The organism is Peribacillus sp. FSL K6-5616 (genome assembly GCF_038008245.1).
In the GTDB taxonomy this organism is placed as follows: domain Bacteria; phylum Bacillota; class Bacilli; order Bacillales; family DSM-1321; genus Peribacillus; species Peribacillus frigoritolerans.
This window is the reverse complement of record NZ_JBBOYT010000001.1, coordinates 5,189,880-5,215,000: the sequence shown is the minus strand read 5'-3', so window position 1 is coordinate 5,215,000 and position 25,121 is coordinate 5,189,880. Positions and strand designations below refer to the sequence as shown.

Genomic DNA, 25,121 nt, shown 5'->3' with positions numbered 1-25,121 from the left:
GAAGATTCCCTACTGCTGCCTCCCGTAGGAGTCTGGGCCGTGTCTCAGTCCCAGTGTGGCCGATCACCCTCTCAGGTCGGCTACGCATCGTCGCCTTGGTGAGCCATTACCTCACCAACTAGCTAATGCGCCGCGGGCCCATCTATAAGTGACAGCGTAAACCGTCTTTCCATCTTCTCTCATGCGAGAGAAGAACGTATCCGGTATTAGCTCCGGTTTCCCGAAGTTATCCCAGTCTTATAGGCAGGTTGCCCACGTGTTACTCACCCGTCCGCCGCTAATCTCAGGGAGCAAGCTCCCATCGATTCGCTCGACTTGCATGTATTAGGCACGCCGCCAGCGTTCGTCCTGAGCCAGGATCAAACTCTCCGAAGAAATGTTTGACTTGCTCATTTGCTTTTTTGATAGTGTGTGCTCACTTAAAATTTAACGTTGGCGCTTTGTTTTGTTCAGTTTTCAAAGAGCAATTTGTTCGCCATCTCTCTTAGCGACTTTAATATCTTAACATCTTATTACCACTTCGTCAATAACTTTTTTAAAAAAGTTTTTATCATTCTTTTTCAAATGCTTTGACGTTGCAGCAACTTTTATAATATACCAGCGTATAAATCAATAGTCAATAGGTTTTTTGAATTTAATTCACTTTTAAATTTCATGACTGATTCCACTTGGATAAATTCGATTTCCCCTTCATATACATTAGGATTTCCTCCTCGGTGCTCACCCTTTTAAACAGCCTGAAAAGGATGTTATATTTCTCGTTTATTGCCCTTTTGACTATGTGATCGATTCTGTCATCCTGCAAATCGAATAGTATTTCATCCATCTCTCTTTTTAAAAGGTACTCCAATTCCATTTTTTCTTTGTCATTGATCAATAAACCGAGCATGGTTCACACCTCCATCAGACATCTTTCCCCATTCCCATCAATTTTATGAACTTTCAACCCGTTTTTTTGCATAACAATAATCCTCGCGCATAAATTTGAAGACAAGAGTACTTTGGACAAGGGGATGGATTAATGAAATTTTTCATGGTGCTTCAAGCCAAGAACATCAAGTATTATTCGTTAATTTTGCTTACCGCACTTTTTACCGCTTGGTTTCTTTTTGTACAAAACATTCTTCATGCCCCCGTTTTTTCAACGGAAGATGGGCCGAAAGCGGTTTATAAAGGGGAAAAGAATGTTGCGATCACGTTCAATATTGGCTGGGGTGATGAGAAAGCCGCTCCGATAATAGAGACATTAAAAAGAGAAAAGATTAAATCGGCCACTTTTTTCCTTTCGGGATCTTGGGCAGAACGCCACCCTGACATAGTAGCTGAAATTGTGAAAGAAGGATATGAAATCGGCATGCTTGGTTACGATTATAAGGATTATACCGAAATGGAAGATCAAGAAATCATCCGGGATATTTCTAAAGCCCAGGAAGCATTTAAAAAACTTAATGTAAAGAATATAGAACTTTTACGCGCTCCCACCGGCCACTTTGATAAACGACTCTTGAAGATCAGCGAGAAATTTGGATATACCGTTGTCCATTGGAGCATCGATTCGAAGGATTGGACCAATCCAGGTGTGGATCGGATCGTACAAAACATCACCAAGGCCCAAAAAGGTGATATCATTTTATTACATGCTTCAGACTCAGCAAAACAAACGAATAAAGCATTACCGGAGTTATTAAGTGAACTTCGATCAAAAAATTTAAACTTCGTTAACGTTTCAGAGATGATTTCCAATTCCTCGGCAAGCAGTGAGGAAGTCCGCTAACTGAAAAAACTGCGTACTAATGGTCTCCTTGAACCTTTAGTACGCAGTTTTTCTGTTTTGATTTCTTTATGTAAGGTCCGGCCTACATATAGGTTAGCTGCCTTTACCTAATTGACCGGCTTTCATCTTTCCCTTTGCTGGAGTTTGCTTACGCTCTCTTCTATCGGCCAATTCCTTTTGTGAAATTTCAATCAATTTGCCAAGGACCAATAATTGATAAGCATTGCAGACTAGCAATGGAAACAGCATGAAGTAAAGCCAGCCTTCATCATTGGTTTTCAGGACAGGTACCCACTCCAATACCGTGACCACGACCATGAAAAACAAGGCCGGTATGAAAGACTGTTTATTCGTTTGTTTCATTTTGAAATAAGCTGTAATAAGCCCTGCGGCCAATACAACCAAAGCTAACACGATATACGAACTGATTCCCTCGCCTGAACCAAAGCTAAGATATCGCAGGTAAACAAGATCGAATACAACAAAAAGAATGAGTACAAGTTGAACGGCATTCCATAAGGAAGCGCTTTTAAATATCCCCAGACCAAAACGATGTATTGTTAAATAGGCAAAAAAGCCGGCTTGGCTTATGACACTGAAAATTAATCCAACACCGAATAACCAAATAAAAGTTGATAGGATGGCACTGACTTCAAAAGAAGAAAAATAAGGCTTAAACTCACTCCATCGAGCCAAGAACCCTACAACTCCGCCAGTTACGCCACCTATAAGCAATGTTGTTAAAAACAATTTAACTAAATTACGGCTGTTCATTGTTTTCCTCCATACATTTCTATTCATTTCCTTAATTGTACCAACCAAATTTGGAAAAATCCACTTATTCCACCAAGGAATAATATCGCCGATTGGAACCATATTAACAGTAAGAAGGATGAAAGGGGCCCTGCGTATGAGAGTGGGAGTTGCTTTGCTTTTCACGTCATTCTTACTCGTTTGTTCCGGTTGTGCTCAAAATGGGGCAGGCGGAGAAAAAATGGAGTACGAAGAGACAAAGAAAATGGTCGTCGATATCTTGAAGACAGATGATGGAAAAAAAGCCATCCAGGATATCATTACTGATGATAAAACGAAAGCTGAACTTATTATGGATTCGGATGCCATTAAGAAATCCATTGAAGATATGGTCACTTCAGATAAAGGGAAGGAATTTTGGAAAAAGACATTTAGTGATCCTGAATTTGCTTCCGCTTATGCTAGAGCATTAGAAGACGAACATAAAAAGGTATTGAAGGACTTAACTGCTGATCCTCAGTATCGTGGAATGCTCATGGAAATAATGAAAGAACCGGATATGGAAAAAGAAATGAATAAATTATTAAAAACCAAGGAAATGCGATCGGTCTATAAAGAGCTGATCATCGAGACCATGGAAAGTCCTCTCGTCCAAGCGAAAATGCAAGAGAAATTGGATAAAGCAGCCACAAAGGCGGCCGAGAAGGAGAAAAAGTAAAAAGAATGAAAAAAGGCTGATTCCCACTCGGAATCAGCCTTCTTTTTATTGCAGTTTTTCAATGACCTTTTTAGCAATATCTTCGTAAATCCTGCCAAGCCTATGGTCCGCTGCGTAGATGGATGGAGCAAAGTCCTCTTCGTTCCAATCTGGCTGTTGCAGGGGAAGTTGACCTAAAACTTCTGTACGAAGCTCTTCTGCAAGCTTCTCTCCGCCGCCTTTTCCGAATACATATTCCTTTTCACCGGTCGTTTTACTTTCGAAAAATGACATATTCTCTATGACACCAATGACTTCGTGTTCTGTCTTGATGGCCATGGCACCAGCTCTTGCAGCAACGAAGGCTGCAGTCGGATGCGGTGTCGTAACAATGATTTCTTTACATGAAGGGAGCATCGTATGCACGTCCAATGCAACATCGCCTGTACCCGGCGGTAAGTCAAGGACCAAATAGTCCAAATCTCCCCATTCCACTTCATTAAAGAAACTGTTAAGCATTTTACCCAGCATCGGCCCTCTCCAGATGATCGGCGCGTTATCCTCTACAAAAAAGCCCATTGAGATAACTTGGACGCCAAACCGTTCTACAGGAATGATTTTTTCCCCGCGAACAACCGGTCGTTTTGTTATCCCCATCATATCAGGTACGCTGAATCCGTAAATATCGGCATCAACCAGTCCGACCTTTTTGCCTAAACGAGCAAGTGAAGTGGCGAAATTCACTGAGATCGTAGATTTTCCCACTCCGCCTTTACCACTGGCGATCGCGATGAATTGTGTCTTGCTGTTAGGTCCAAGCAAACCTTGGTCCGCCTCACCCTGGGGAATGCTCTCACGATGCTTGGCTAATTCCTCTTCTGAAAGTTCCGTGAAACGGATGCCTACCGATTCCGCTCCGTTCGTTTTCAGCAAGTCCACAACTTCGGATTGCATTTGCATTTGCTCGGCAGTCCCCGTTTTCGCAATCGCAAGTTTAACGCTTACATGATTCTTTTCAGGTTTTATTTTGATTTCTATAATTCCATTTGTCTCTTCAAGGTTTTTATGTAGAAAAGGGTCTTTAAGATCCTTTAATAAATTCAGTACTTTCTCTTCTGTTAACAAGTCGAGCACCCCTTTGAATTTTATTTTCCCATTTTTCAGTATAACATATTACCGAAAGAAAACTTATTATCTGCCTTGCATGCGAGACCAGATTATTTCCCCATGATAAAAAGGCCTTGTACCTTACAAGACCCCGACATCACTTGTCATCCGATAGTTTTTCTTCTGTGAAGTACCGTAAAATCCCCATATAAATCGAACTGGCAATCTTTTCCTGGTATTTATCGCTGATAAGGCGTTCCCTTTCCTCAGAATTGGAAAGAAAGCCAATTTCCACAAGTGCCCCTGGTTTCTTAGCATAATTCATCAAATACACATGATTGATCGTTCTTGCATCACGCTTTGTATTTTCCAGGTTTCTGATGATTTCAGTCTGAATGAATTTAGCCACCTGTTCATTTTCCTCAAACCTGCTTGTATAAAAGGTTTGGGCACCTTTCGATGATGCCGATGGAAAAGAGTTCAAATGAATGCTTAAGAATAAGTCCGCTTCCGAATCATTGATCATTTTAACCCGATTCCGTAAGTCCTCCTGTTTTCGCTGGCGGATCCCCTTTGTATTACCCTGTGCCAGATCCTCATCCTTCTCACGGGTCATGATGACAAGTGCACCTTGTTCCTGCAAATAGTCCCTGACCTTTAATGAAACGGAAAGGGCAATTTCCTTTTCCATTATCTCTTGTACATTTGCCCCGCCGTCCATTCCTCCGTGGCCTGCATCAAGAATGATGACCTTCCCTGCCAACGGAAGGTTCCAGGAGTCCCAAGAATCATCTTCAACGAATTTAAAAGTCACAATTAAAAAAAGGACAAACAATCCCATAGCGATTCCTGTATATTTCAGCTTTCTGCGCATGACCGTTCCCCTTCCATGATCTCTCTACTAAAAAGTATGGGACAAACCATGGAATTAGAACAAGGAATGGGATTTTGCCTTCTTAATGCAGTTTCATTTTATATCGTTTTTCTCCAGTCTTAAAACCGTCCAGCCACCAATCGCCTACAAATCCTTCACAACAATAAAACAATCCTTCATCGAAAGCGTTATTCGCTGTAACTTCCCGCCAATACAAAATAAAGTTAAAAAGAGTATCGACCAAAAACTTCTCTTCCTTCCAGCACCTGGACCTTACATCATCTTCCGACTCCCCATAATAGCCAAACTTACTATAGTTCGCTCCTAATAAATAAGCCTCGATGGCAACATCGAAGTAGCCTTCCTCCAAAACATCCATCAAATCCTGTCCGAAATAACGCTGAATCCTCCCCTTCATATCCTCGATAGAAAGTTCCCTGAGCAACCTGCGTTCGAACTTCAATTGCCTTTCCCTTTGCATCTCCTGTAAACCTAATATCACAGCCATAATTCACCTCCGGGGCAATTCCCCATTTCCCAAAATTATTTCCCAAGACATAATTTAGTTTTAGCGTTCTATTTTGAACCATTCATTTATTCCATTGGCAAAAAATAAAGAGGATAGGTTCGGCAGGTAATTGAAAATGCCTATTATATGCTTTCTTCCATAAGAAGCTTAAAAGGACAGCCCAAACATTTCGGATGATGTTTACTCGAAGGAAAAATTGATACTATCACCCGAAGACGTCACTTTAGGATGCTACCTGAGGCAGGCCTTGCGACTTGGGTAGCTCACTGCGCATGCCTTACATTGATCACACCTGATTATTCATGTCGTGTTCTTACTTAAATTCAAGCAAGCTTTGTGATCTATTGATAAAAAGGACATCCGTGGTAAACGGATGTCCTTTTCTAACATGATATTACATTTTATAATAGCGAATTTATTTAAATACATACCTACTTGGCAGGATGAACTGCCAGAGGTTCATAAAGCACAGAACAATATCCAGTCGCCGGTATTACACAAAGTTGGAATGGCTTCCTATATTCGTTTCACTTTAAATCTGTCCAGCCCTTTTCTTTAATCGGCCAGCTAGGGGCACGACGATTATTCCGGCTATTACGACCTGCATTACATTTCCGGGGATGGAGCCGAATGGCTGGATCCAGTTACCGTAAAGGATAACTTCAGTAAAATAATAGCCCACGATTTTTATGATCAATGCAACGGCAACGGCCAAAGTGTATACAAGTTCTCTTTTGCCCGGTACCTTTTCAGATATAAGGCCGGCTAGAAAGCCCATTGCTCCGACGATGACGAATGTAAACGGTGCCCATGCTGCCCAACCGGAGAAAAGATCGAAGAAGGCCATACCGAAGGCGCCTGCTATCGCCCCTGTTTTTTTGCCATATACCAAGGCTGCTATAAAAAGGGGAACATTGCCCAAATGGACCAGGCCACCGTTACCCATTATTGGGAGCTTGATGTTGATGAACATTGTCGCTACAAGGGTTAACGCAATGAATAGTGCATTGATGACCAAGGCTTTTGTTTTAGTTGTTTCAATCGGTGAGTATGTTGAATTCATATGAAGTCCTCTTTCTTTTTTTAAGTATTATCATACTCCTAAACAGAGACTTAATAAATATCGATTTTACAAATAATTCTGTATTCTACAAATAAACTCATGTGTAAACAAATGGAACCTACCATCCCCAACATCCGAAGCACCATCCCCACGACGTTAAATCGCTTTGTGTCTGGAGGCTGGGAAGGATTTATATCATGACGCAGAAGGGTTCATGGAGCATGTTGGGGGTCATATTATATCCGGTCATTAAAAGGACTTAATGAAATTCAAATTCATTCTAACGGTTTAAGAATCATTGCACTCTGTACATTAAATAAATTTGATTGGCAATATAATCCGAACTAAAATAAAGCCCCTTTCTTAACCACCATATAATAATGCCTACCAACGAGGCTGTTTTAATGTCAATGTCAACATAGTCAGCAGGTAGATCCTTTTCAGTATTCTTCCTTCTAATTTCTACCAATTGCTTTAACAATGAAAACAACTGGTCCTCAAACTGATTCGTTTTAAATAAAATAAGTAAATAATTCCGATGGATATATAAATAATCAAGCAATTGTGTTAGCTGTTGTTTTTCCGATAAGTCTTTTGCATGTATTAAAGCAAATATTTTCTCAGATAGATCATTTAGAATCTCATCGGTGATTTGCGTTAATAAATCTTGAATATCCTGATAATGCAGGTAAAATGTTGTCCGATTCAGCCCTGCTTTGGCTGCTATTTCCCGAACCGTTAAATTTGAAATAATGGGGTCCTCGCATAAGAGTGCAATGACAGCATTTTTAAACATTTCCCTTGAACGAATTGTACGAGGATCTTCTTTTTTAAGTATAGACATTTCATTCTCCTTTATAGATATTCTTTAACTTTCTCAACAGCATAAATTTCTATGTCGATTAGTGAACACTTTCAAGAAAACTGTTCATGGTAAGTAACATATATTTTTGTTACCATCGATTTTATCGACACGGTGTTGATAATGCAAGTCAAAAATGAAGGAGTTTACGAATGGACATTACTGAAAGAAATAAAAAAGTTTTATTAATTGTACTGATTGCCGGTTGTTTTTTATCAACATTAAATCAGACTTTATTAAATGTTGCATTGAGTGGTTTAATGGAAGTATTTGATGTAACGGCTGCAACTGTACAATGGTTATCTACAGGGTTTATGCTAGTGAACGGTGTTTTAGTGCCAATCTGCCTTTTTAATGCAACGGTTTACAACAAGGCAGCTATTTATTAGCTCGATGTTCTTTTTGCTCATCGGCTCTGTACTTTGCGCATGTGCGGGGAATTTTGGCGTGCTGTTAACGGGCAGAATGATACAAGCAATCGGTGCCGGGATTATTATACCTCTAATGATGACGGTTATTTTATATTTATATCCTAGCGAAAAGCGCGGAAGCATCATGGGGACAATCGGCTTTGCGATAATTTTTGCCCCTGCCATAGCCCCGACCTTATCTGGTTTTATCATTGAATATGTTTCATGGAGATGGCTATTCATTGGGTTAATCCCATTCTTACTAATCGTCATCGTTCTAGCGTTCAAATATTTAATGAATGTTGCAGAGACAACAAAAGCAAAATTGGATATCACAAGTGTCATTTTATCAACGATTGGTTTCGGCTGTATATTATTTGGGTTTAGTAGCGCAGGAAGCAAGGGATGGGATGATCCCGGTGTCATCACTGCAATAATCGTCGGAATGATCGTGTCGACTCTATTCTGTTTACGTCAAATGAAATCGAGCGACCCACTATTAAATTTAACTGTATTCAAGTATAAAGTTTTCACGCTTACATCCTTCATCAATGTACTAATTACGATGATCATGTATGCGGATTTAATCCTTTTGCCAATCTACTTGCAGAATGGACGAGGTTTTACAGCATTTGAAGCAGGTTTACTGCTATTACCCGGAGCTGTGATTAATGCCTTCTTATCCCCTGTCACAGGTAAAATGTTTGATAAATATGGTGCTAAACCACTCTTTATTACAGGTTTGGTATTCATCATTGTTTCGATGTGGGGAGTCATAGATATAAGCGATTCAACGACGTATATCTATATCATGGTTCGTACCATAATATTACGAATTGGTTTGAGCTTCATTACCATGCCATTAAATACAGCAGGGTTGAATGCTTTACCAAGAGAATTGGGTTCCCATGGTTCAGCTGTAAATAATACCATTCGCCAATTGTCAGGTGCCATCGGAACAGCAGTTGTCATCACAGTATATACAATGCAGGCAACTTCACATGCCTCTGAGCTATCAATGGAAAATGAAAACATTACAGCTATAGAACCAGAGGCATTAGCTTCCATCCTTGGCTCAAGTGATGCCTATGTTTTCATGCTAGCCTTATCTTTTGTGGCATTCATAATTGCATGCTTCATGCCGAAAAAAGCAAAAGCCGCAATCAAAAAAAGTGAAGGTGAATCTCAAAACTAAGATTGTTAACTGAAATATTTAAAATAAAGCATATCCGGGAGATCACGGATATGCTTTTTTAATATTTCCGGTCAAAAAAAGACCCCCAACCAATATGGTTGAGAGCCTTTCGAAACGGTAATAGAATTAACGTTTTGAGAACTGAGGTGCACGACGTGCGCCTTTAAGACCGTATTTTTTACGTTCTTTCATACGTGGGTCACGAGTTAGTAAACCAGCAGTTTTAAGAGATGGACGGTATTCTGGATCAACTTGTAGCAATGCACGAGCGATACCGTGACGGATTGCTCCAGCTTGACCAGTATATCCACCACCGCTAACGTTTACTAGAACGTCGTAATTTCCAGTAGTTTCTGTTGCAACTAGTGGTTGGTTAACAACTTCACGTAATGCTGCAAAAGGAATATATTCATTGATGTCACGACCGTTAATAACGATGCGACCTTCGCCTGGTACTAAACGTACACGAGCTACTGAGCTCTTACGGCGACCAGTACCATAATATTGAACTTGTGCCAAGATAGTAACCTCCTTAGTAATTATCCGCGTAATTCGTATACTTCTGGTTGTTGAGCAGCGTGTGGGTGCTCAGCTCCAGCGTATACGTGTAATTTTTTGTAGATTTGACGACCAAGAGAATTCTTTGGAAGCATACCTTTGATAGCAAGTTCAAGCATTCTCTCAGGGTAGTTTGTACGCATTTCAAGAGCAGTTCTAGTTTTAAGACCGCCTGGATGCATAGTGTGACGGTAATAAATTTTGTCAGTCAATTTTTTACCAGTCAAATGGATTTTTTCAACATTGATAAGAATTACATGATCACCAGTGTCAATGTTCGGTGTAAAAGTTGGTTTATGTTTACCACGTAAGATGGATGCTACTTCAGTAGAAAGGCGACCCAAAGTTTTGCCTTCAGCGTCAATCACATACCATTTACGTTCTACTTCATTAGCTTTCGCCATAAATGTCGTACGCATGGTTAACCTCCTAAAAAACTTTTTAATTTTTTATATTTATTTTCAATCACAATAAACTTCCGGGGCTTATCGTGGGATTAAAATACATACCATATTATATTAACTTCTCCCAGATTCATTGTCAAGGGAATGTTACACTAGGATAAGTTGTCTATAAAACACTCTCTGCAACTCCATGAAAAGCTCAGTATAGCATCAAACCGCTCCATTACTGATTTCAGCCCATTACCCATTTGTAAAAAAACTGGTATCACTTTGAAAATATTTTTATTTGTAAAATACTTTCCATAAATACAAGCCTTGGGCAGGTGCTGTTTTCCCTGCAAAGCTGCGGTCCTTCTTGTCCAAAATTCCGCTCATATCATGGGGTGACATCTTGCCGCTGCCGACATCCAGGAGCGTCCCAACCAAGATACGCACCATATTATATAAAAAGCCTTCGCCAACGAAGCGGAAAACCATGAAATCATCGCTCTCTTCAAAATCCATTTCTTTTATGGTTCGAACTTTATCGACCACTTCCGTTTTTGCCGAACAAAAACTTGTAAAGTCATGTGTCCCTATCAAATAGGAGATTGCTTCCCTCATCGCCTCCACATTTAACGGGTATGGATAATGATAGGCGTAATTCCGCTTAAACGGATCCCGCAGTTTCGAACGGGCTACGATATAACGGTACTCTTTCCCAGTAGTATGGAACCTCGCATGAAAATCGTCAGGCACGATATCGACTTCCAGAACGATGATATCGGTCGGAAGAAGCGCGCTGAACGCCTTTATCCAATTTTCAGTAGGGAATGTAAGGGGGGACTCAAAGTGAAGTACCTGCCCCTTTGCATGGACCCCTGAGTCTGTCCTGCCTGAAGCAGTCACTTTTATAATTGTGCCTTTATGCATTTGGGCCAAGACTGCCTCGAATTCACTTTGTATGGTGCGTTTCTCAGGCTGCACCTGATAGCCAGCAAAATCCGTGCCGTCATAAGCGATCACACATTTATATTTTGGCATAGTTCTCTTCCTTATTATGAACGTAATAAAAATAACATGACCGTTAGAACACCTATTGAGACCATCAAAAGACTATCACTCGTCTTCCAGTTCAATTGGCGATATTTCGTGCGGCCTTCCCCGCCACGGTATCCTCTTGATTCCATGGCAGTTGCCAATTCCTCCGCCCGTTTGAACGAACTAACAAATAAAGGAACCAGCAGAGGTACAATCGATTTAACCCTGTCCTTTATCGGGCCAGATGAAAAGTCAACGCCCCTTGCAGTTTGGGCCTTCATGATTTTTTCCGTTTCCTCCATTAGCGTTGGGATGAATCGAAGGGCAATGGACATCATCAATGCCAGTTCATGTACAGGCATCTTCCACTTTTTCAAAGGTCCCAACAGCTCTTCCATCCCATCTGTAATGGATATCGGGGATGTCGTCAAAGTTAAAAGTGACGTTACAAGGATTAGTAAAGTAAATCTAATGGATATGAAAAAACCTTGAATCAAACCGCCTTCATAGATTTCAAACCAACCGTATTCAAAAAGCAATTCCCCTTCCTTCGTAAACAATATATGGAGAAGGAATGTAAATACGATCAAGAAAAAGATTGGCTTCAACCCATTATAAAGATAGCGAAGCGGTATTTTGGAAAGACTGATCAAAAGGATGGTGAATACAGCAAGCAAACCGTAAGAAACGACATTATTCGCCAAAAAGACGACACAAACAAACAGGAACACGAGGAGCAGTTTAGCCCTTGGGTCCATCTTGTGCATCAATGAATTTGCAGGGACATAACGCCCGATAATCATTTTATCCAGCATCAGCGGTTCCCCCGTTTCATGGCTTTATCTATTTCTATCGCTAAATCACCGATATTAAGACATGGATGATCAAAGCGAACACCAAGTTCCTTCTGGAGCTTTAGCTGAAAGCGGACCGTATCAGGAACATCCAGGCCTAGCTCCATTAATTGTTCCGGCTCTGAGAAAATTTCCTGGGGGGTTCCTTTTTTGAACACCGTACCCTTATGCATGATAATGATGTCATCCGCGTACTTGGCTGCATCCTCCATGCTATGGGTCACCAGAATCGTTGAAATGCCCCTTGCTTTATGCAGATCATAAAACATATCCATGATTTCTTTGCGTCCTCGCGGATCCAGTCCCGCTGTAGGCTCATCAAGGACCAATACTTCCGGTTCCATGGCAAGTACCCCAGCGATGGCCACCCGTCGCATTTGTCCGCCGGATAAGTCGAATGGAGATTTTTCAAGAACTTCCTCCTTCAATCCGACTTGCGCGAGGGCTTTCCTGGCCAGTTTCTTTGCATCGATTTCAGAAACGCCAAAATTCATAGGACCGAAACATATATCCTTTTCAACCGTTTCATCAAATAACTGATGTTCCGGGAACTGAAAAACAATTCCGACCTTTTGTCTTATTGGCCGCAAAGCCTTTTCTTTTCTTCCGGCTTCAATCGTCCGATCCCCAATGAAAACCCGACCCTTCGTCGGTTTTAAAAGAGCATTCAAATGCTGCAGTAGCGTGGATTTCCCGGACCCTGTATGCCCGATGATTGCGGTATAGGTTCCCGGCTCCATTGAAATATTGACATCATGAAGGGCTAGATGTTCAAAAGGAGTATTCACCTGATAGCGGTATTCTACATCATCGAGTGTAATTCGCATAAATCCTTCACCAACTCTTCCTCTGTCAAATGCCCATCAACTACACGAACACCATTTTTTTGTAACTCCTTGGTTAGTTTCACTGAAAAGGGAATATCCAGTCCAAGAGCAATCAATTCTTCCTCTAACTCAAAAATATCCTGAGGCGATCCTTCACGATATAACCGACCTTGGTTCATGACTATCATTCGATCGGCTTTCGCAGCTTCCTCAAGATCATGGGTGATTGATATGACAGTGATCTCGTTTTCCTGTTTTAATTCCCTAACTGTTTCAAGCACTTCTTCACGGCCTCTTGGGTCAAGCATGGAGGTTGCTTCATCTAAGATGATTATGTCTGGCTGCAAGGCTATTACACCTGCAATGGCCACTCTTTGCTTTTGACCGCCGGATAGATGGTGCGGCTCTTGATTAAGAAAGGCATTCATCTTAACCTTATTTAACGCACCATGAACACGCTCCACCATTACCTGCTGAGAAACACCGGCGTTTTCTAAACCAAAAGCCACATCATCCTGAACTGTAGTGCCTACAAATTGATTATCTGGGTTTTGAAAAACCATGCCAATTTTCTGGCGTACATCCCAAACGGATTCTTCTGTCAAAAGTTGATCATTAATGGTAATGGTACCTGAGTTAGCGAACTGAAGGCCATTCAATAACTTCGCTAATGTCGACTTGCCAGAACCATTATGTCCGACAATCGCTAGCCACTCCCCTTGATGAATATCAAAAGAAACATCATCCAAGGCGTTTCGAGACTGACCCTCATATTTAAAAACAATATTATTTAAAGAAACCAGCTTCTTCACCATGTGGCCCTCCTCATCCTCGACTGCACTCGCCTAAACTAAGCTCTGCTCACTCAATATAAATATAGTAGTTTTTCCTTCTGAAAATATAAAAAAACGCTGCACCCCTTCCACCGAAAGAATTTTCGGTAAATTAAGAGCAGCTAACAGCGGGCCTGTTACGAAAAACAGGTTATCTTATAATCGCTTTTCAAAAGCGGGAAGGGATGCTTGAGCTAGACGTGAAGGCTCCCTGCATGATACAGGTTCCGCCAGCCATCGTAACACTCAATGCGAATTTCTAAAGTACAGAATTTCTATTTAAAAAAAGAAAAAGGGCATAGAACAAGTGAGTATATTCATTTGTCCCGCCCTTTTTCATCGTTGTTATTAAACTAATTCAATAACCACGACTGGTGCACCGTCACCGCGGCGTGGACCAACTTTCATGATACGAGTGTATCCACCTTGACGTTCTTCATAACGTGGAGCCACGTCACTGAATAATTTTTGAAGGGCATCTGTGCCATTCTCAGCGTCAGCGATTTCGTTACGGATGAAAGATGCAGCTTGACGGCGTGCATGCAAGTCACCACGTTTACCAAGAGTGATCATTTTATCTACTACAGAACGTAATTCTTTTGCACGTGCTTCAGTAGTTTCAATGCGCTCATGGATAATAAGATCCGTAGCTAAATCACGAAGTAATGCTTTACGTTGTGCGCTAGTGCGTCCTAACTTTCTGTAACCCATTAGAGATTCCCTCCTTTGTTGAAGTTCTATATTGTGTGTCAATAACAAGGCTCACAACATAATGGATTGATTCCGCCATGTTATCAGTCGTCTTTACGAAGACCTAAGCCTAATTCTTCTAGTTTCGCTTTCACTTCTTCAAGTGATTTACGACCTAGATTACGTACTTTCATCATATCTTCTTCCGTTTTATGAGCTAGCTCTTGAACGGTATTGATTCCAGCACGTTTCAAGCAGTTGTAAGAACGAACAGAAAGGTCTAATTCTTCGATCGTCATCTCAAGAACTTTTTCTTTTTGATCTTCTTCTTTTTCAACCATGATTTCAGCATTTTGAGCTTCATCGGTTAAACCAACAAAGATATTTAAATGCTCTGTTAAAATCTTAGCTCCAAGTGCTACCGCTTCTTGCGGACCAGTACTGCCATCAGTCCAAACATCAAACGTTAACTTGTCAAAGTTAGACAACTGTCCAACACGTGTATTTTCAACTTGGAAAGATACGCGTGAAACCGGAGTGTAAAGAGCATCGATTGGAATTACACCAATTGGCTGGTCTTCTCTCTTGTTTTGAACAGCAGGAGTGTAGCCGCGGCCGCGACGTGCAGATAAACGCATACGCATATGACCGTTTTTACCAATTGTAGCAATATATAAATCCGGATTAAGAATTTCTACATCACTATCATGAGTGATATCAGCAGCCGTGATGACTCCGTCACCCTGAACGTCAATTTCCAGCGTCTTCTCTTCATCAGAGTAAATCTTAAGAGCTAGTTTTTTCACATTAAGAATGATAGATGTTACATCTTCCACGACGCCTTCAATTGTTGAGAACTCATGTAGCACTCCATCAATTTGTATAGCTGTGACAGCAGCACCTGGGAGTGAGGATAAAAGAATACGACGTAAGGAGTTACCCAATGTAGTACCATACCCACGCTCTAGTGGCTCTACGACGAATTTACCGTACTTGGTATCGTCGTTGATTTCAACCGTTTCGATTTTTGGTTTTTCTATTTCGATCATCAATAAACCCTCCTTCAAAACGTCAAAACCCCGGCAAGTAAACGAAGTCACTTAAACCGAAATTCCCCATGTATACGTTCCCGCTGTGCGCAACAACTGAAAATTAATCCTCTGTAAGAACGCAAACTCAGTATTATATCCCATTATTGACAGGAATACAAAATCTATACAGAAAAATTAAACACGGCGACGTTTTGGTGGACGGCATCCGTTATGTGGAACTGGAGTTACATCTTTAATTGCAGTTACTTCTAGGCCAGCAGCTTGAAGTGCACGAATGGCAGCCTCACGTCCAGCACCAGGTCCTTTAACTGTAACTTCAAGAGTTTTCATACCATGTTCAATTGATGTTTTAGCAGCTGTTTCAGCAGCCATTTGTGCAGCAAATGGAGTGGATTTACGAGATCCACGGAATCCTAGAGCTCCAGCACTTGACCAAGAAATAGCATTACCATGAGAGTCAGTGATCGTAACGATAGTGTTATTGAATGTTGAACGAATATGTGCAATACCAGTTTCTATATTCTTTTTCACACGACGTTTACGTGTATTAGTTTTACGTGCCATGAAAAGTAACCTCCTTTACTAATTATTTTTTCTTGTTAGCTACAGTACGACGAGGTCCTTTACGCGTACGAGCATTGTTTTTTGTATTTTGACCGCGAACAGGAAGACCACGACGGTGACGTAAACCACGGTAAGAACCGATTTCCATTAAACGTTTGATGTTTAGGGAGATTTCACGACGAAGGTCGCCTTCTACTTTAAGCTTGTCAATGATATCACGAATTTTGTTCAATTCGTCTTCCGTTAAGTCACGAACGCGAGTTTCTTCAGAAACGCCTGCTTCTGCAAGAATCTTGATCGCTGTTTGTTTTCCAATACCATATATATATGTTAATGAGATAACAATACGTTTGTCACGGGGAATATCTACTCCAGCAATACGTGCCATGCTTGAGTGCACCTCCTTCTATTTAGCCTTGTTTTTGTTTATGTTTAGGGTTTTCGCAAATAACCATTACTTTACCTTTTCTGCGGATAACTTTACACTTTTCGCAGATTGGTTTGACTGATGGTCTGACTTTCATTGCTATCTAACCTCCTTATACAGATCGGAGCGTAACCGGATTATTTGAACCGGTATGTGATTCTGCCGCGAGTTAGATCATACGGGGAAAGCTCAACCGTAACTTTATCTCCAGGCAAAATGCGAATAAAGTGCATACGAATTTTACCGGATACATGAGCTAAAACAGTATGACCATTTTCTAATTCTACCTTAAACATTGCATTTGGCAAAGTCTCTTGTACTGTGCCTTCTACTTCAATTACATCATCTTTCGCCATTAAAGTGATTCTCCCTTCTCTATGCGTGAACCTATTAAAGGTGCACATCTTTCCGTCAACATTACTACAGTCCAATTATCCTCATAAGTCTTACAATTCTGCATCAAGTATTCACCATTTTGTAGAACCAGGCTTTAACTGAGGACCTTTATCAGTTGGACCGAAATGAGGATTTTATGGGTCCTCATGTAAGTCTTGACCGATTCCGTGACCGACATACTCTCGAAATAGAGAAGCAATTAGTCTCGACATAGGTTTGAATAGCATGGGAGATGTTTGAAAGGCGCACGCCTGACATAGCTTCTTTCAACCCTCTATATCACGACTCTTTAGGAATCCCAATAGAGTCACTGCATTTCTTCATCAATTTTGCCGACCGGATATGTCCATGAAGATCACTTAAAAAGTAATCGCCCAATTCAGGGAATACCAAGTACAAGAACCTGATTAATAAATGTGCGAATGCTCTCGCGAAATCCATTATACCCTTTGTATTATAGGAATGCACCAAGTTTAACTAGTAAGTTATAAAAATGGTATGAATTTCATAAATCAATACATATGATTAATTTTGTAAAGCACCAAGCAACACATCAATATCTTCAAATACCTTATTAATATCTTGCTGTCCGTTAATGTTGACCAAGTAACCTTTGTCTCCGTAGAAATCAAGAAGTGGCTTTGTTTGTTTCAAATTCACATCTAAGCGATTTTGAACCGTTTCAGCATTATCGTCGGCACGTTGATATAATTCTCCGCCGCAGCGGTCGCATACATCATCTTTAGCAGGAGGATTGAATACAAGATGGTATGTCGCACCACATGATTTGCAAATACGACGCCCTGTCAATCTTTCCATTAAGATGCTTTTATCAACATCGATATTAATGACAAAATTCATATTGCGATCTAAATCAGTTAGAATGCTTTCAAGTGCCTCTGCCTGTGCCACAGTACGTGGAAATCCATCAAGCAAAAATCCTCTTAGGCAGTCTTCCTTGCTTAAACGCTCACGTACGATGCCAATGGTAACTTCATCAGGTACCAATTCGCCTTTGTCCATGAATGATTTCGCCTTTAGACCTAAGTCTGTTCCATCTTTGATAGCTGTTCGGAACATATCTCCAGTAGAGATATGAGGGATATTATATTTTTCTACGATTTGTTCAGCTTGAGTGCCTTTACCAGCACCCGGCAGACCCATTAACACTAGATTCAATTTTCTTCCCCCTCAAACTCTATAATGGGTAAAGGGAACAAGCCGTTCCCAAAACTCATTACTTTATAAAGCCTTTATAGTGTCTCTTCACAAGTTGTGATTCCAGCTGCTTCATCGTATCAAGGGCAACCCCGACTACGATCAGCAAACTGGTACCACCAATCTGTGCAGATTGAGGTAGATCAGCAAGCTTAATGAAAAATACCGGTAAAACGGCAATGATGGCCAAGAATATCGAGCCTACAAACGTCAAACGGTATAAAACACGTGTTAAATATTCTTGTGTACTCTTACCTGGACGAATCCCCGGCACATAGCCACCTTGCTTTTTCAAATTCTCAGCCATTTGTTCAGGATTAACCTGAATGAAAGCATAAAAATACGCAAAAGCAATGATAAGAGCAACATATATGATCATACCAATTGGTTTGGTGTAATCAAGATTTGTTGATATCCAGCTAGTCACGCTGTTCTTTCCAAAGAAAGAAGCGATTGTAGTGGGAGTAATAATAAATGCCATTGCAAAGATTACCGGAATAACCCCCGCAGCATTTACTTTCAATGGTAAATGAGTAGACTGGCCACCCATTTGCGTACGACCTACCGCAGCACGTTTCGCATACTGAATAGGAATTTTACGTAATGCCTGCTGAATGAAGATAACAGCAACCACGATTGCTAATACTGCTAAAACTATGAGGATAATCGTTATGATTCGTAAGAATAATTGATCACCGGCATTCTCAAATTGCTGTGCGTAAATCTGATTTGCCGTAGTAGGCAAACTAGCTACGATACCAGCAAAGATAATGATGGAAATCCCATTACCCACACCCTTAGCAGTGATCAGCTCCCCTAACCACAAAAGAAAAGCTGTTCCTGCCGTTAAGACAGTCGCAATAAGCAAGTATGTTGCAATTCCAGGATTTTCAATCAACTGTCCACCTGACATATTATTGAACCCATAGGACATTCCAACTGCTTGGATAAACCCTAGGATAATAGTGAAGTAACGAGTGAATTGCGCTAATTTACGGCGCCCTGCTTCCCCTTGTTTAGACCATTCAGTGAACTTAGGAACAACATCCATCTGTAGCAGCTGAACGATGATGGATGCCGTGATGTACGGCATGATACCCATCGCTAAAATGGAAAAATTTTGCAGCGCCCCGCCGCCAAAGGTATTTAAAAGCCCGATGACGCTCAGCTGGTCCTGTTCAGCGAGAAAATCGGCATTCACATGCGGTACAGGTATAAATGTACCGATGCGATAGACGATTAACATTAGAAGGGTAAAAATAATCTTATTCCTTATTTCACCCACGCGCATAAAATTGGAGATCGTGCGAAACATTAGATCACCTCTGTATTACCGCCAGCAGCTTCGATAGCTTCTTTAGCAGTAGACGAGAATTTGTGAGCTTTAACAGTAAGCTTTTTCTCAATGCTTCCTTTGGCAAGAATCTTGATTCCTGCTTTTTCTTTACTTACAACGCCAGTCTCAAGTAGAAGAGCTGGTGTTACTTCAGTACCGTCTTCGAAAAGATTTAACGTATCAAGGTTCACGATAGCATAGTCTTTACGGTTGATGTTGGTAAATCCACGTTTAGGTAAACGTCTGAATAGAGGAGTTTGACCCCCTTCAAATCCAAGACGCACACCGCCGCCGGAGCGAGCGTTTTGTCCTTTGTGTCCTTTACCTGCTGTTTTACCGTTACCAGATCCAATACCGCGACCTTTACGTTTACGTTCTTTACGAGAACCTTCTGCAGCTTTTAACTCATGAAGTTTCATGTTGGCACCTCCTTGTTAAGTTAAAAATTATTTTATTGTTCTTTTACAGTAACAAGATGAGCAACTTTGGTAATCATACCGCGAATCGCAGGGTTATCTTCTTGAACAACCGTTTGATGCATTTTGCGTAAACCCAAAGTGTTAACTGTAACACGTTGATCTTCAGGACGACCAATCAAGCTGCGAGTGAGGGTGATTTCTAATTTATTAGCCATAATTCGATTTCCCTCCTTATCCTAACAGTTCTTGTACTGATTTTCCACGTAACTTAGCTACGTCTTCAGCACGTTTCAATTGCTTCAATCCTTCAATTGTTGCGCGAACCATATTAATAGGTGTATTAGTACCTAGTGATTTAGACAAGATATCGCTAACTCCGCCTAATTCAAGTACCGCACGAACAGGACCACCAGCAATTACTCCTGTACCTTCAGAAGCTGGTTTCAATAGAATGTGACCTGCGCCATAGCGACCGTTCACAAGGTGAGGAATAGTAGTACCAACCATCGGTACAGTAATTAGATTTTTCTTAGCATCCTCAATAGCTTTACGGATAGCATCCGGAACTTCTTGAGCTTTACCAGTACCAAATCCAACATGACCATTTTTATCACCAACAACAACTAGTGCAGTGAAACGGAAACGACGTCCGCCTTTAACAACTTTAGCTACACGATTTACTGTAACTACGCGTTCTTCAAGTTCTAATTTATTAGGATCAATGCTACGCATCTGTTATGTCCCTCCTTATCCATTAAAATTCTAAGCCGTTTTCACGAGCAGCGTCAGCCAATGCTTTAACACGACCATGGAAGAGGTAACCACCGCGGTCAAAAACCACAGCTTTGAAACCTTTTTCAACAGCACGTTTCGCAATAAGTTCGCCAACTTTTTGAGCTGCTTCAGCATTGCTACCTGCTTCGATACCGATCTCTTTATCAAGAGTTGAAGCACTTGCCAATGTTACGCCTTTTGCATCGTCAATTAATTGTGCGTAAATGTGTTTGTTTGAACGAAACACATTTAAACGAGGACGAGCTTCTGTTCCAGAAAGCTTAGCACGTACACGCGCATGTCTTTTCTGACGAGTAGCATTTTTATCAAGCTTCGTAATCATTTACGTCACTCCTTTCGTTTACTTATGCGGCATTACTTACCTGTTTTACCTTCTTTACGACGAACGAATTCGCCTTCGTAACGGATACCTTTACCTTTATACGGTTCAGGCGGGCGAACATCACGGATATTAGCTGCTAGAGCTCCTACACGTTCTTTGCTTGCACCTTTTACGATTACTTTTGTATTAGAAGGAACTTCGACTTCAACGCCAGCTTCTGGCTCTATTTCTACAGGGTGGGAATATCCTACGTTAAGGATAAGCTTGTTACCTTGCTTTTGTGCACGGTACCCAACCCCAATAAGTTCAAGTGATTTTACGAAACCTGTTGATACACCTTCGATCATGTTAGAGATAAGCGCGCGAGTAGTACCGTGTAAAGAACGGTGAGTCTTCTCGTCAGACGGGCGTGTTACAGTTAACACGTTCTCTTCAACAACGATTGAAAGGTCAGGACTGAATGATCTAGATAATTCACCTTTAGGTCCTTTAACAGTTACTTCACTTCCAGTAACAGTAACTGTTACGCCTGCAGGGATTTCAATAGGTTTTTTACCTATACGAGACATAATGTGCACCTCCATTCTTGTGAAAATGTATTACCAAACGTATGCTAAAACTTCTCCGCCAACTTGTTTAGAGCGAGCTTCTTTGTCTGTTAAAACTCCGTGAGAAGTAGAAACAATTGCGATACCTAAACCGTTAAGAACGCGTGGTACCTCTCCAGTTTTTGCATATACACGCAAACCAGGTTTGCTGATACGTTTTAGACCAGTGATAACACGTTCGTTGTTTGCACCGTATTTTAAGAAGATACGGATGATACCTTGTTTGTTGTCTTCGATTAATTCAAAGTCACGTACGAAGCCTTCACTTTTTAAGATCTCAGCAATTTCCTTTTTGATCTTTGAAGCAGGAACTTCCAGTTTTTCGTGACGAACCATATTCGCATTACGGATGCGAGTAAGCATATCTGCAATAGGATCTGTCATGACCATTATATTTTACCTCCTTCCCAAACTCGGGTTTTACCAGCTAGCTTTTTTAACGCCAGGAATTTGTCCTTTATATGCAAGTTCGCGGAAACAAATACGACAAAGTTTAAATTTACGTAATACAGAATGTGGACGTCCGCAACGTTCGCAACGTGTATATTCTTGTACTTTAAACTTCTGTTCGCGTTTTTGCTTTACGATCATAGACTTTTTAGCCACGATTTCGCCTCCCTTTATTTAGAGATTACTTTTGGAACGGCATTCCAACTTGAGTAAGTAGTTCACGAGCTTCTTCGTCAGTGTTGGCAGTCGTTACGATAACGATGTCCATACCACGAACTTTGCTCACTTTATCGTAATCAATCTCAGGGAAGATAAGTTGTTCTTTAACGCCTAATGTATAGTTTCCACGTCCGTCAAAGGATTTCTTTGAAACGCCGCGGAAATCACGTACACGCGGTAAAGATACAGATACTAGCTTATCGAGGAATTGATACATACGCTCACCACGTAGTGTAACTTTCGCTCCGATAGGCATACCTTCACGCAAACGGAAGCCTGCGATTGATTTTTTTGCTTTTGTTATAACTGGTTTTTGACCAGTGATCAATGTAAGTTCTTCAACAGCTGTATCTAAAGCTTTCGAGTTAGAAACTGCGTCACCCACACCCATGTTAATAACGATTTTCTCAATGTTTGGTACTTGCATTACTGATTGATAGTTGAATTTACCCATCAATGACGGTGTAATTTCACTTTTGAATTTTTCTTTAAGGCGGCTCATTGCTTAGTGTACCTCCCTTCATTTATGACTTATTTATCTAAAGATTCACCTGATATTTTAGCTACGCGTACTTTTTTACCATTTTCGATCTTATATCCAACACGAGTCGGTTTACCTGATTTAGGATCAAGTGGCATTACATTGGATACGTGAATAGCAGCTTCTTTACTGATAATTCCACCTTGTGGATTAAGTTGAGATGGCTTTGAATGCTTTTTCACGATGTTAATTCCTTCAACAAGTACACGATTTTGTTTCGGATATGCAGAAAGAATTGTTCCTTGTTTGCCTTTGTCCTTACCAGAGATGACTACGACTTTGTCACCTTTTTTAACATGCATTAGCTTGGCACCTCCTTGAAAGGCTTTATACAAATTTTACATATTATAGAACTTCTGGAGCAAGAGAAACGATCTTCATGAAACTATTGTCACGTAATTCACGAGCAACAGGTCCAAAAATACGTGTTCCACGTGGGCTCTTATCGTCACGGATAATTACACATGCGTTTTCATCGAAACGAATGTAAGAACCGTCAGGACGACGCATACCACGTTTTGTACGGACAACAACAGCCTTAACGACTTCACCTTTTTTAACAACGCCTCCTGGTGTTGCCTGTTTAACTGTACAAACGATGATATCACCGATGTTTGCAGTTTTACGGCCTGAACCACCTAGGACTTTAATTGTTAGCACTTCACGAGCACCTGAATTGTCAGCGACTTTTAAACGAGATTCTTGTTGAATCATGTACGGTACCTCCCTTCGGAATTAGCTTAATCCGAACTAGATTAAATGATTACTGCTTTTTCTACTACTTCTACAAGACGGAAGCGTTTTGTAGCTGAAAGTGGACGAGTTTCCATGATACGTACTACGTCGCCTGCTTTAGCTTCGTTTAGCTCGTCATGAGCTTTAAACTTTTTAGAGTATTTCACGCGTTTACCGTATAAAGAATGCTTTTTATAGGTCTCTACAACAACTGTAACTGTTTTATCCATTTTGTCGGATACTACGCGTCCAGTGTAGATTTTGCGTTGGTTGCGTTCGCTCATTCTGCAAACCTCCATTCATTATCGATTAGTGACACCGATTTCTCTTTGACGAACAACTGTTTTCATACGAGCAATCGATTTGCGAACTTCACGGATGCGAGCTGTATTTTCAAGTTGTCCAGTAGCTAACTGGAAACGAAGATTAAATAGTTCTTCTTTAAGAGATTTTAGTTTTTGTTCAATTTCAGCAGTGGTTAGATCTTTGATTTCATTAGCTTTCATTTGTTTCACCACCAATTTCCTCTCTTTTTACAAACTTGCATTTGATTGGAAGTTTGTGTGCTGCAAGGCGCAATGCTTCTCTTGCCACCTCTTCAGATACACCAGAGATTTCAAACATAACTTTGCCCGGTTTAACAACTGCTACCCAACCTTCAGGAGCACCTTTACCGGAACCCATCCGTACTTCAAGCGGCTTAGCTGTGTAAGGTTTGCTTGGGAAGATTTTGATCCAAACTTTCCCTCCACGTTTCATATAACGAGTCATCGCAATACGAGCTGCTTCGATTTGACGGTTCGTGATCCAGGAAGCTTCTTGAGCTTGAAGTCCAAATTCTCCGAAGTGAACTTCAGTGCCGCCCTTAGCCATCCCTCTCATCTTACCGCGGTGTTCACGACGGTATTTTACGCGTTTTGGCAATAACATATTATTTTCCTCCTTCCTCAGATTTCTTCTTAGTAGGAAGAACTTCTCCACGGTAGATCCAAACTTTCACGCCTAGCTTACCGTAAGTAGTATCTGCTTCAGCATGAGCATAGTCTATGTCTGCACGAAGTGTGTGAAGTGGAACTGTTCCTTCGCTGTAATGTTCAGCACGAGCAATATCAGCACCGCCAAGACGACCAGAAACTTGAGTTTTGATTCCTTTTGCTCCAGAACGCATAGTACGTTGGATAGCTTGCTTTTGAGCACGACGGAATGAAACACGGTTTTCTAATTGACGAGCGATGTTTTCAGCAACCAATTTTGCGTCAAGATCTGCTCTTTTAATTTCGATGATATTGATATGAACTCTTTTGCCAGTCAACTGGTTCAAAGCTTTACGAAGTGCTTCGACCTCAGTACCGCCTTTACCGATAACCATTCCTGGTTTAGCAGTGTGGACAGATACATTGATACGGTTAGCTGCACGCTCGATTTCAACTTTTGAAACAGAAGCATCATTTAGACGTTTCGCGATATATTCACGAACTTTGATGTCTTCATGCAAAAGAACTGCGTAGTCTTTATCAGCGTACCATTTGGATTCCCAGTCACGGATTATCCCGATACGCATACCGATTGGATTTACCTTTTGACCCACA

Annotated in this window: 37 protein-coding genes, 1 rRNA gene and 2 pseudogenes (1 of these 40 only partly in view); 3 read left to right on the top strand and 37 right to left on the bottom strand. The window is 41.0% G+C overall.

The genetic code is table 11. From position 1 onward, the window contains the following. Positions 1-375: ribosomal RNA gene (locus MHB45_RS25460) — 16S ribosomal RNA — on the bottom strand; it reaches 1,176 nt to the left of the window's first position. Between the two features lie 277 nt (positions 376-652). Next, positions 653-889, bottom strand: coding sequence for a hypothetical protein (locus MHB45_RS25455; RefSeq protein ID WP_048677931.1), 237 nt, complete (start codon positions 887-889; stop codon positions 653-655). Positions 890-1,021: 132 nt separating this feature from the next. Here MHB45_RS25455 and pdaB point away from each other — a divergent pair, with 132 nt between their 5' ends. Then, positions 1,022-1,774, top strand: a complete 753-nt coding sequence (pdaB, locus tag MHB45_RS25450) for a polysaccharide deacetylase family sporulation protein PdaB (RefSeq protein ID WP_048677930.1) — start codon at positions 1,022-1,024, stop codon at positions 1,772-1,774. Positions 1,775-1,867: 93 nt separating this feature from the next. Here pdaB and MHB45_RS25445 read toward each other — a convergent pair whose 3' ends face one another. Then, positions 1,868-2,548 (bottom strand): KinB-signaling pathway activation protein, encoded by a 681-nt coding sequence (locus MHB45_RS25445; protein WP_048677929.1) that lies wholly within the window; start codon positions 2,546-2,548, stop codon positions 1,868-1,870. 136 nt (positions 2,549-2,684) lie between these two features. Here MHB45_RS25445 and gerD point away from each other — a divergent pair, with 136 nt between their 5' ends. Further along, on the top strand, positions 2,685-3,245 hold the full coding sequence (gerD, locus tag MHB45_RS25440; protein ID WP_048677928.1) for a spore germination lipoprotein GerD: 561 nt from the start codon (positions 2,685-2,687) through the stop codon (positions 3,243-3,245). Between the two features lie 45 nt (positions 3,246-3,290). On the opposite strand, the gene MHB45_RS25435 is transcribed toward gerD, so the two are convergent. The 5 genes from MHB45_RS25435 to MHB45_RS25415 all read right to left on the bottom strand — a co-directional run bounded on the left by MHB45_RS25435 (position 3,291) and on the right by MHB45_RS25415 (position 7,641). After that, entirely contained in the window at positions 3,291-4,349 is a 1,059-nt protein-coding gene (locus MHB45_RS25435; protein WP_048677927.1) for an Mrp/NBP35 family ATP-binding protein, read from the bottom strand. A gap of 139 nt (positions 4,350-4,488) precedes the next feature. Beyond that, positions 4,489-5,205 carry an N-acetylmuramoyl-L-alanine amidase CwlD gene (gene cwlD / locus MHB45_RS25430; RefSeq protein ID WP_048677926.1) on the bottom strand — a complete coding sequence of 239 codons (717 nt, stop codon included), beginning with the start codon at positions 5,203-5,205 and terminating at the stop codon, positions 4,489-4,491. An 82-nt stretch (positions 5,206-5,287) separates the two neighbouring features. Continuing rightward, positions 5,288-5,713, bottom strand: coding sequence for a DUF2521 family protein (locus tag MHB45_RS25425; RefSeq protein ID WP_034304952.1), 426 nt, complete (start codon positions 5,711-5,713; stop codon positions 5,288-5,290). A gap of 553 nt (positions 5,714-6,266) precedes the next feature. Beyond that, a complete protein-coding gene (locus MHB45_RS25420) occupies positions 6,267-6,797 on the bottom strand; it encodes an ECF transporter S component (protein WP_057276483.1) in 531 nt (176 codons plus the stop codon). A gap of 295 nt (positions 6,798-7,092) precedes the next feature. Then, the gene (locus MHB45_RS25415; protein ID WP_340908134.1) at positions 7,093-7,641 is read right to left on the bottom strand and encodes a TetR/AcrR family transcriptional regulator; all 549 of its coding nucleotides are present in this window, start codon (positions 7,639-7,641) and stop codon (positions 7,093-7,095) included. Positions 7,642-7,811: 170 nt separating this feature from the next. On the opposite strand from MHB45_RS25415, the pseudogene MHB45_RS25410 reads away from it, so the two are divergent. Then, positions 7,812-9,264 (top strand): annotated as a pseudogene (locus tag MHB45_RS25410) (DHA2 family efflux MFS transporter permease subunit). Positions 9,265-9,390: 126 nt separating this feature from the next. On the opposite strand, the gene rpsI reads toward MHB45_RS25410, so the two are convergent. The 29 genes and pseudogenes from rpsI to rpsC form a co-directional block, all read right to left on the bottom strand. Then, the gene (gene rpsI, locus MHB45_RS25405; protein ID WP_034304957.1) at positions 9,391-9,783 is read right to left on the bottom strand and encodes a 30S ribosomal protein S9; all 393 of its coding nucleotides are present in this window, start codon (positions 9,781-9,783) and stop codon (positions 9,391-9,393) included. Between the two features lie 20 nt (positions 9,784-9,803). Continuing rightward, on the bottom strand, positions 9,804-10,241 hold the full coding sequence (gene rplM / locus MHB45_RS25400; protein WP_034304960.1) for a 50S ribosomal protein L13: 438 nt from the start codon (positions 10,239-10,241) through the stop codon (positions 9,804-9,806). A 267-nt stretch (positions 10,242-10,508) separates the two neighbouring features. Beyond that, complete coding sequence (gene truA / locus MHB45_RS25395) at positions 10,509-11,249, bottom strand: tRNA pseudouridine(38-40) synthase TruA (RefSeq protein WP_048677922.1); 741 nt, start codon at positions 11,247-11,249, stop codon at positions 10,509-10,511. A gap of 14 nt (positions 11,250-11,263) precedes the next feature. Further along, on the bottom strand, positions 11,264-12,061 hold the full coding sequence (locus MHB45_RS25390) for an energy-coupling factor transporter transmembrane component T family protein (RefSeq protein WP_048677921.1): 798 nt from the start codon (positions 12,059-12,061) through the stop codon (positions 11,264-11,266). Next, positions 12,061-12,927 (bottom strand): energy-coupling factor ABC transporter ATP-binding protein, encoded by an 867-nt coding sequence (locus tag MHB45_RS25385; RefSeq protein WP_340908133.1) that lies wholly within the window; start codon positions 12,925-12,927, stop codon positions 12,061-12,063. Before MHB45_RS25385 ends, MHB45_RS25390 begins: the two co-directional genes overlap by 1 nt. Further along, a complete protein-coding gene (locus MHB45_RS25380; RefSeq protein WP_034304970.1) occupies positions 12,903-13,742 on the bottom strand; it encodes an energy-coupling factor ABC transporter ATP-binding protein in 840 nt (279 codons plus the stop codon). Before MHB45_RS25380 ends, MHB45_RS25385 begins: the two co-directional genes overlap by 25 nt. Before the next feature lie 366 nt (positions 13,743-14,108). Continuing rightward, complete coding sequence (rplQ, locus tag MHB45_RS25375) at positions 14,109-14,471, bottom strand: 50S ribosomal protein L17 (protein ID WP_034304973.1); 363 nt, start codon at positions 14,469-14,471, stop codon at positions 14,109-14,111. 83 nt (positions 14,472-14,554) lie between these two features. After that, a complete protein-coding gene (locus MHB45_RS25370) occupies positions 14,555-15,499 on the bottom strand; it encodes a DNA-directed RNA polymerase subunit alpha (protein ID WP_034304976.1) in 945 nt (314 codons plus the stop codon). A gap of 177 nt (positions 15,500-15,676) precedes the next feature. Beyond that, positions 15,677-16,066, bottom strand: a complete 390-nt coding sequence (rpsK, locus tag MHB45_RS25365; protein WP_028390438.1) for a 30S ribosomal protein S11 — start codon at positions 16,064-16,066, stop codon at positions 15,677-15,679. A 22-nt stretch (positions 16,067-16,088) separates the two neighbouring features. Beyond that, on the bottom strand, positions 16,089-16,454 hold the full coding sequence (gene rpsM, locus MHB45_RS25360) for a 30S ribosomal protein S13 (protein WP_034304978.1): 366 nt from the start codon (positions 16,452-16,454) through the stop codon (positions 16,089-16,091). Between the two features lie 22 nt (positions 16,455-16,476). Then, positions 16,477-16,590, bottom strand: a complete 114-nt coding sequence (gene rpmJ / locus MHB45_RS25355; RefSeq protein WP_003156543.1) for a 50S ribosomal protein L36 — start codon at positions 16,588-16,590, stop codon at positions 16,477-16,479. Positions 16,591-16,630: 40 nt separating this feature from the next. Then, a complete protein-coding gene (gene infA, locus MHB45_RS25350; RefSeq protein ID WP_028390440.1) occupies positions 16,631-16,849 on the bottom strand; it encodes a translation initiation factor IF-1 in 219 nt (72 codons plus the stop codon). A 42-nt stretch (positions 16,850-16,891) separates the two neighbouring features. Beyond that, positions 16,892-17,343, bottom strand: a pseudogene (locus MHB45_RS25345) (M24 family metallopeptidase); the annotation flags it as partial. Positions 17,344-17,414: 71 nt separating this feature from the next. Further along, positions 17,415-18,068, bottom strand: coding sequence for an adenylate kinase (locus tag MHB45_RS25340; RefSeq protein ID WP_048677894.1), 654 nt, complete (start codon positions 18,066-18,068; stop codon positions 17,415-17,417). A gap of 58 nt (positions 18,069-18,126) precedes the next feature. Continuing rightward, entirely contained in the window at positions 18,127-19,422 is a 1,296-nt protein-coding gene (gene secY / locus MHB45_RS25335) for a preprotein translocase subunit SecY (protein WP_034304981.1), read from the bottom strand. After that, entirely contained in the window at positions 19,422-19,862 is a 441-nt protein-coding gene (rplO, locus tag MHB45_RS25330) for a 50S ribosomal protein L15 (protein WP_034304982.1), read from the bottom strand. Before rplO ends, secY begins: the two co-directional genes overlap by 1 nt. Positions 19,863-19,894: 32 nt before the next feature. Then, positions 19,895-20,077 carry a 50S ribosomal protein L30 gene (gene rpmD, locus MHB45_RS25325; RefSeq protein WP_034304984.1) on the bottom strand — a complete coding sequence of 61 codons (183 nt, stop codon included), beginning with the start codon at positions 20,075-20,077 and terminating at the stop codon, positions 19,895-19,897. A 16-nt stretch (positions 20,078-20,093) separates the two neighbouring features. After that, positions 20,094-20,594, bottom strand: a complete 501-nt coding sequence (gene rpsE / locus MHB45_RS25320) for a 30S ribosomal protein S5 (RefSeq protein WP_034304987.1) — start codon at positions 20,592-20,594, stop codon at positions 20,094-20,096. A gap of 22 nt (positions 20,595-20,616) precedes the next feature. Continuing rightward, positions 20,617-20,979, bottom strand: coding sequence for a 50S ribosomal protein L18 (gene rplR, locus MHB45_RS25315; RefSeq protein WP_034304989.1), 363 nt, complete (start codon positions 20,977-20,979; stop codon positions 20,617-20,619). A 32-nt stretch (positions 20,980-21,011) separates the two neighbouring features. Further along, the gene (gene rplF, locus MHB45_RS25310) at positions 21,012-21,548 is read right to left on the bottom strand and encodes a 50S ribosomal protein L6 (RefSeq protein WP_048677892.1); all 537 of its coding nucleotides are present in this window, start codon (positions 21,546-21,548) and stop codon (positions 21,012-21,014) included. A gap of 30 nt (positions 21,549-21,578) precedes the next feature. Beyond that, on the bottom strand, positions 21,579-21,977 hold the full coding sequence (gene rpsH / locus MHB45_RS25305) for a 30S ribosomal protein S8 (protein WP_034304995.1): 399 nt from the start codon (positions 21,975-21,977) through the stop codon (positions 21,579-21,581). A 30-nt stretch (positions 21,978-22,007) separates the two neighbouring features. Beyond that, entirely contained in the window at positions 22,008-22,193 is a 186-nt protein-coding gene (locus MHB45_RS25300; protein ID WP_034304998.1) for a type Z 30S ribosomal protein S14, read from the bottom strand. A gap of 25 nt (positions 22,194-22,218) precedes the next feature. Continuing rightward, a complete protein-coding gene (gene rplE, locus MHB45_RS25295) occupies positions 22,219-22,758 on the bottom strand; it encodes a 50S ribosomal protein L5 (protein ID WP_048677889.1) in 540 nt (179 codons plus the stop codon). 29 nt (positions 22,759-22,787) lie between these two features. After that, on the bottom strand, positions 22,788-23,099 hold the full coding sequence (gene rplX / locus MHB45_RS25290; protein ID WP_034305002.1) for a 50S ribosomal protein L24: 312 nt from the start codon (positions 23,097-23,099) through the stop codon (positions 22,788-22,790). A gap of 43 nt (positions 23,100-23,142) precedes the next feature. Beyond that, positions 23,143-23,511 carry a 50S ribosomal protein L14 gene (rplN, locus tag MHB45_RS25285; protein WP_034305005.1) on the bottom strand — a complete coding sequence of 123 codons (369 nt, stop codon included), beginning with the start codon at positions 23,509-23,511 and terminating at the stop codon, positions 23,143-23,145. Between the two features lie 41 nt (positions 23,512-23,552). Further along, positions 23,553-23,816 (bottom strand): 30S ribosomal protein S17, encoded by a 264-nt coding sequence (gene rpsQ / locus MHB45_RS25280; protein ID WP_048677887.1) that lies wholly within the window; start codon positions 23,814-23,816, stop codon positions 23,553-23,555. 18 nt (positions 23,817-23,834) lie between these two features. After that, on the bottom strand, positions 23,835-24,038 hold the full coding sequence (gene rpmC, locus MHB45_RS25275) for a 50S ribosomal protein L29 (RefSeq protein WP_034305010.1): 204 nt from the start codon (positions 24,036-24,038) through the stop codon (positions 23,835-23,837). Continuing rightward, a complete protein-coding gene (rplP, locus tag MHB45_RS25270; RefSeq protein ID WP_034305012.1) occupies positions 24,028-24,462 on the bottom strand; it encodes a 50S ribosomal protein L16 in 435 nt (144 codons plus the stop codon). The genes rpmC and rplP overlap by 11 nt, the downstream gene beginning before the upstream one ends. A 1-nt stretch (position 24,463) precedes the next feature. Beyond that, complete coding sequence (gene rpsC, locus MHB45_RS25265; protein WP_034305014.1) at positions 24,464-25,120, bottom strand: 30S ribosomal protein S3; 657 nt, start codon at positions 25,118-25,120, stop codon at positions 24,464-24,466. Between the last annotated feature and the right edge of the window lies 1 nt (position 25,121).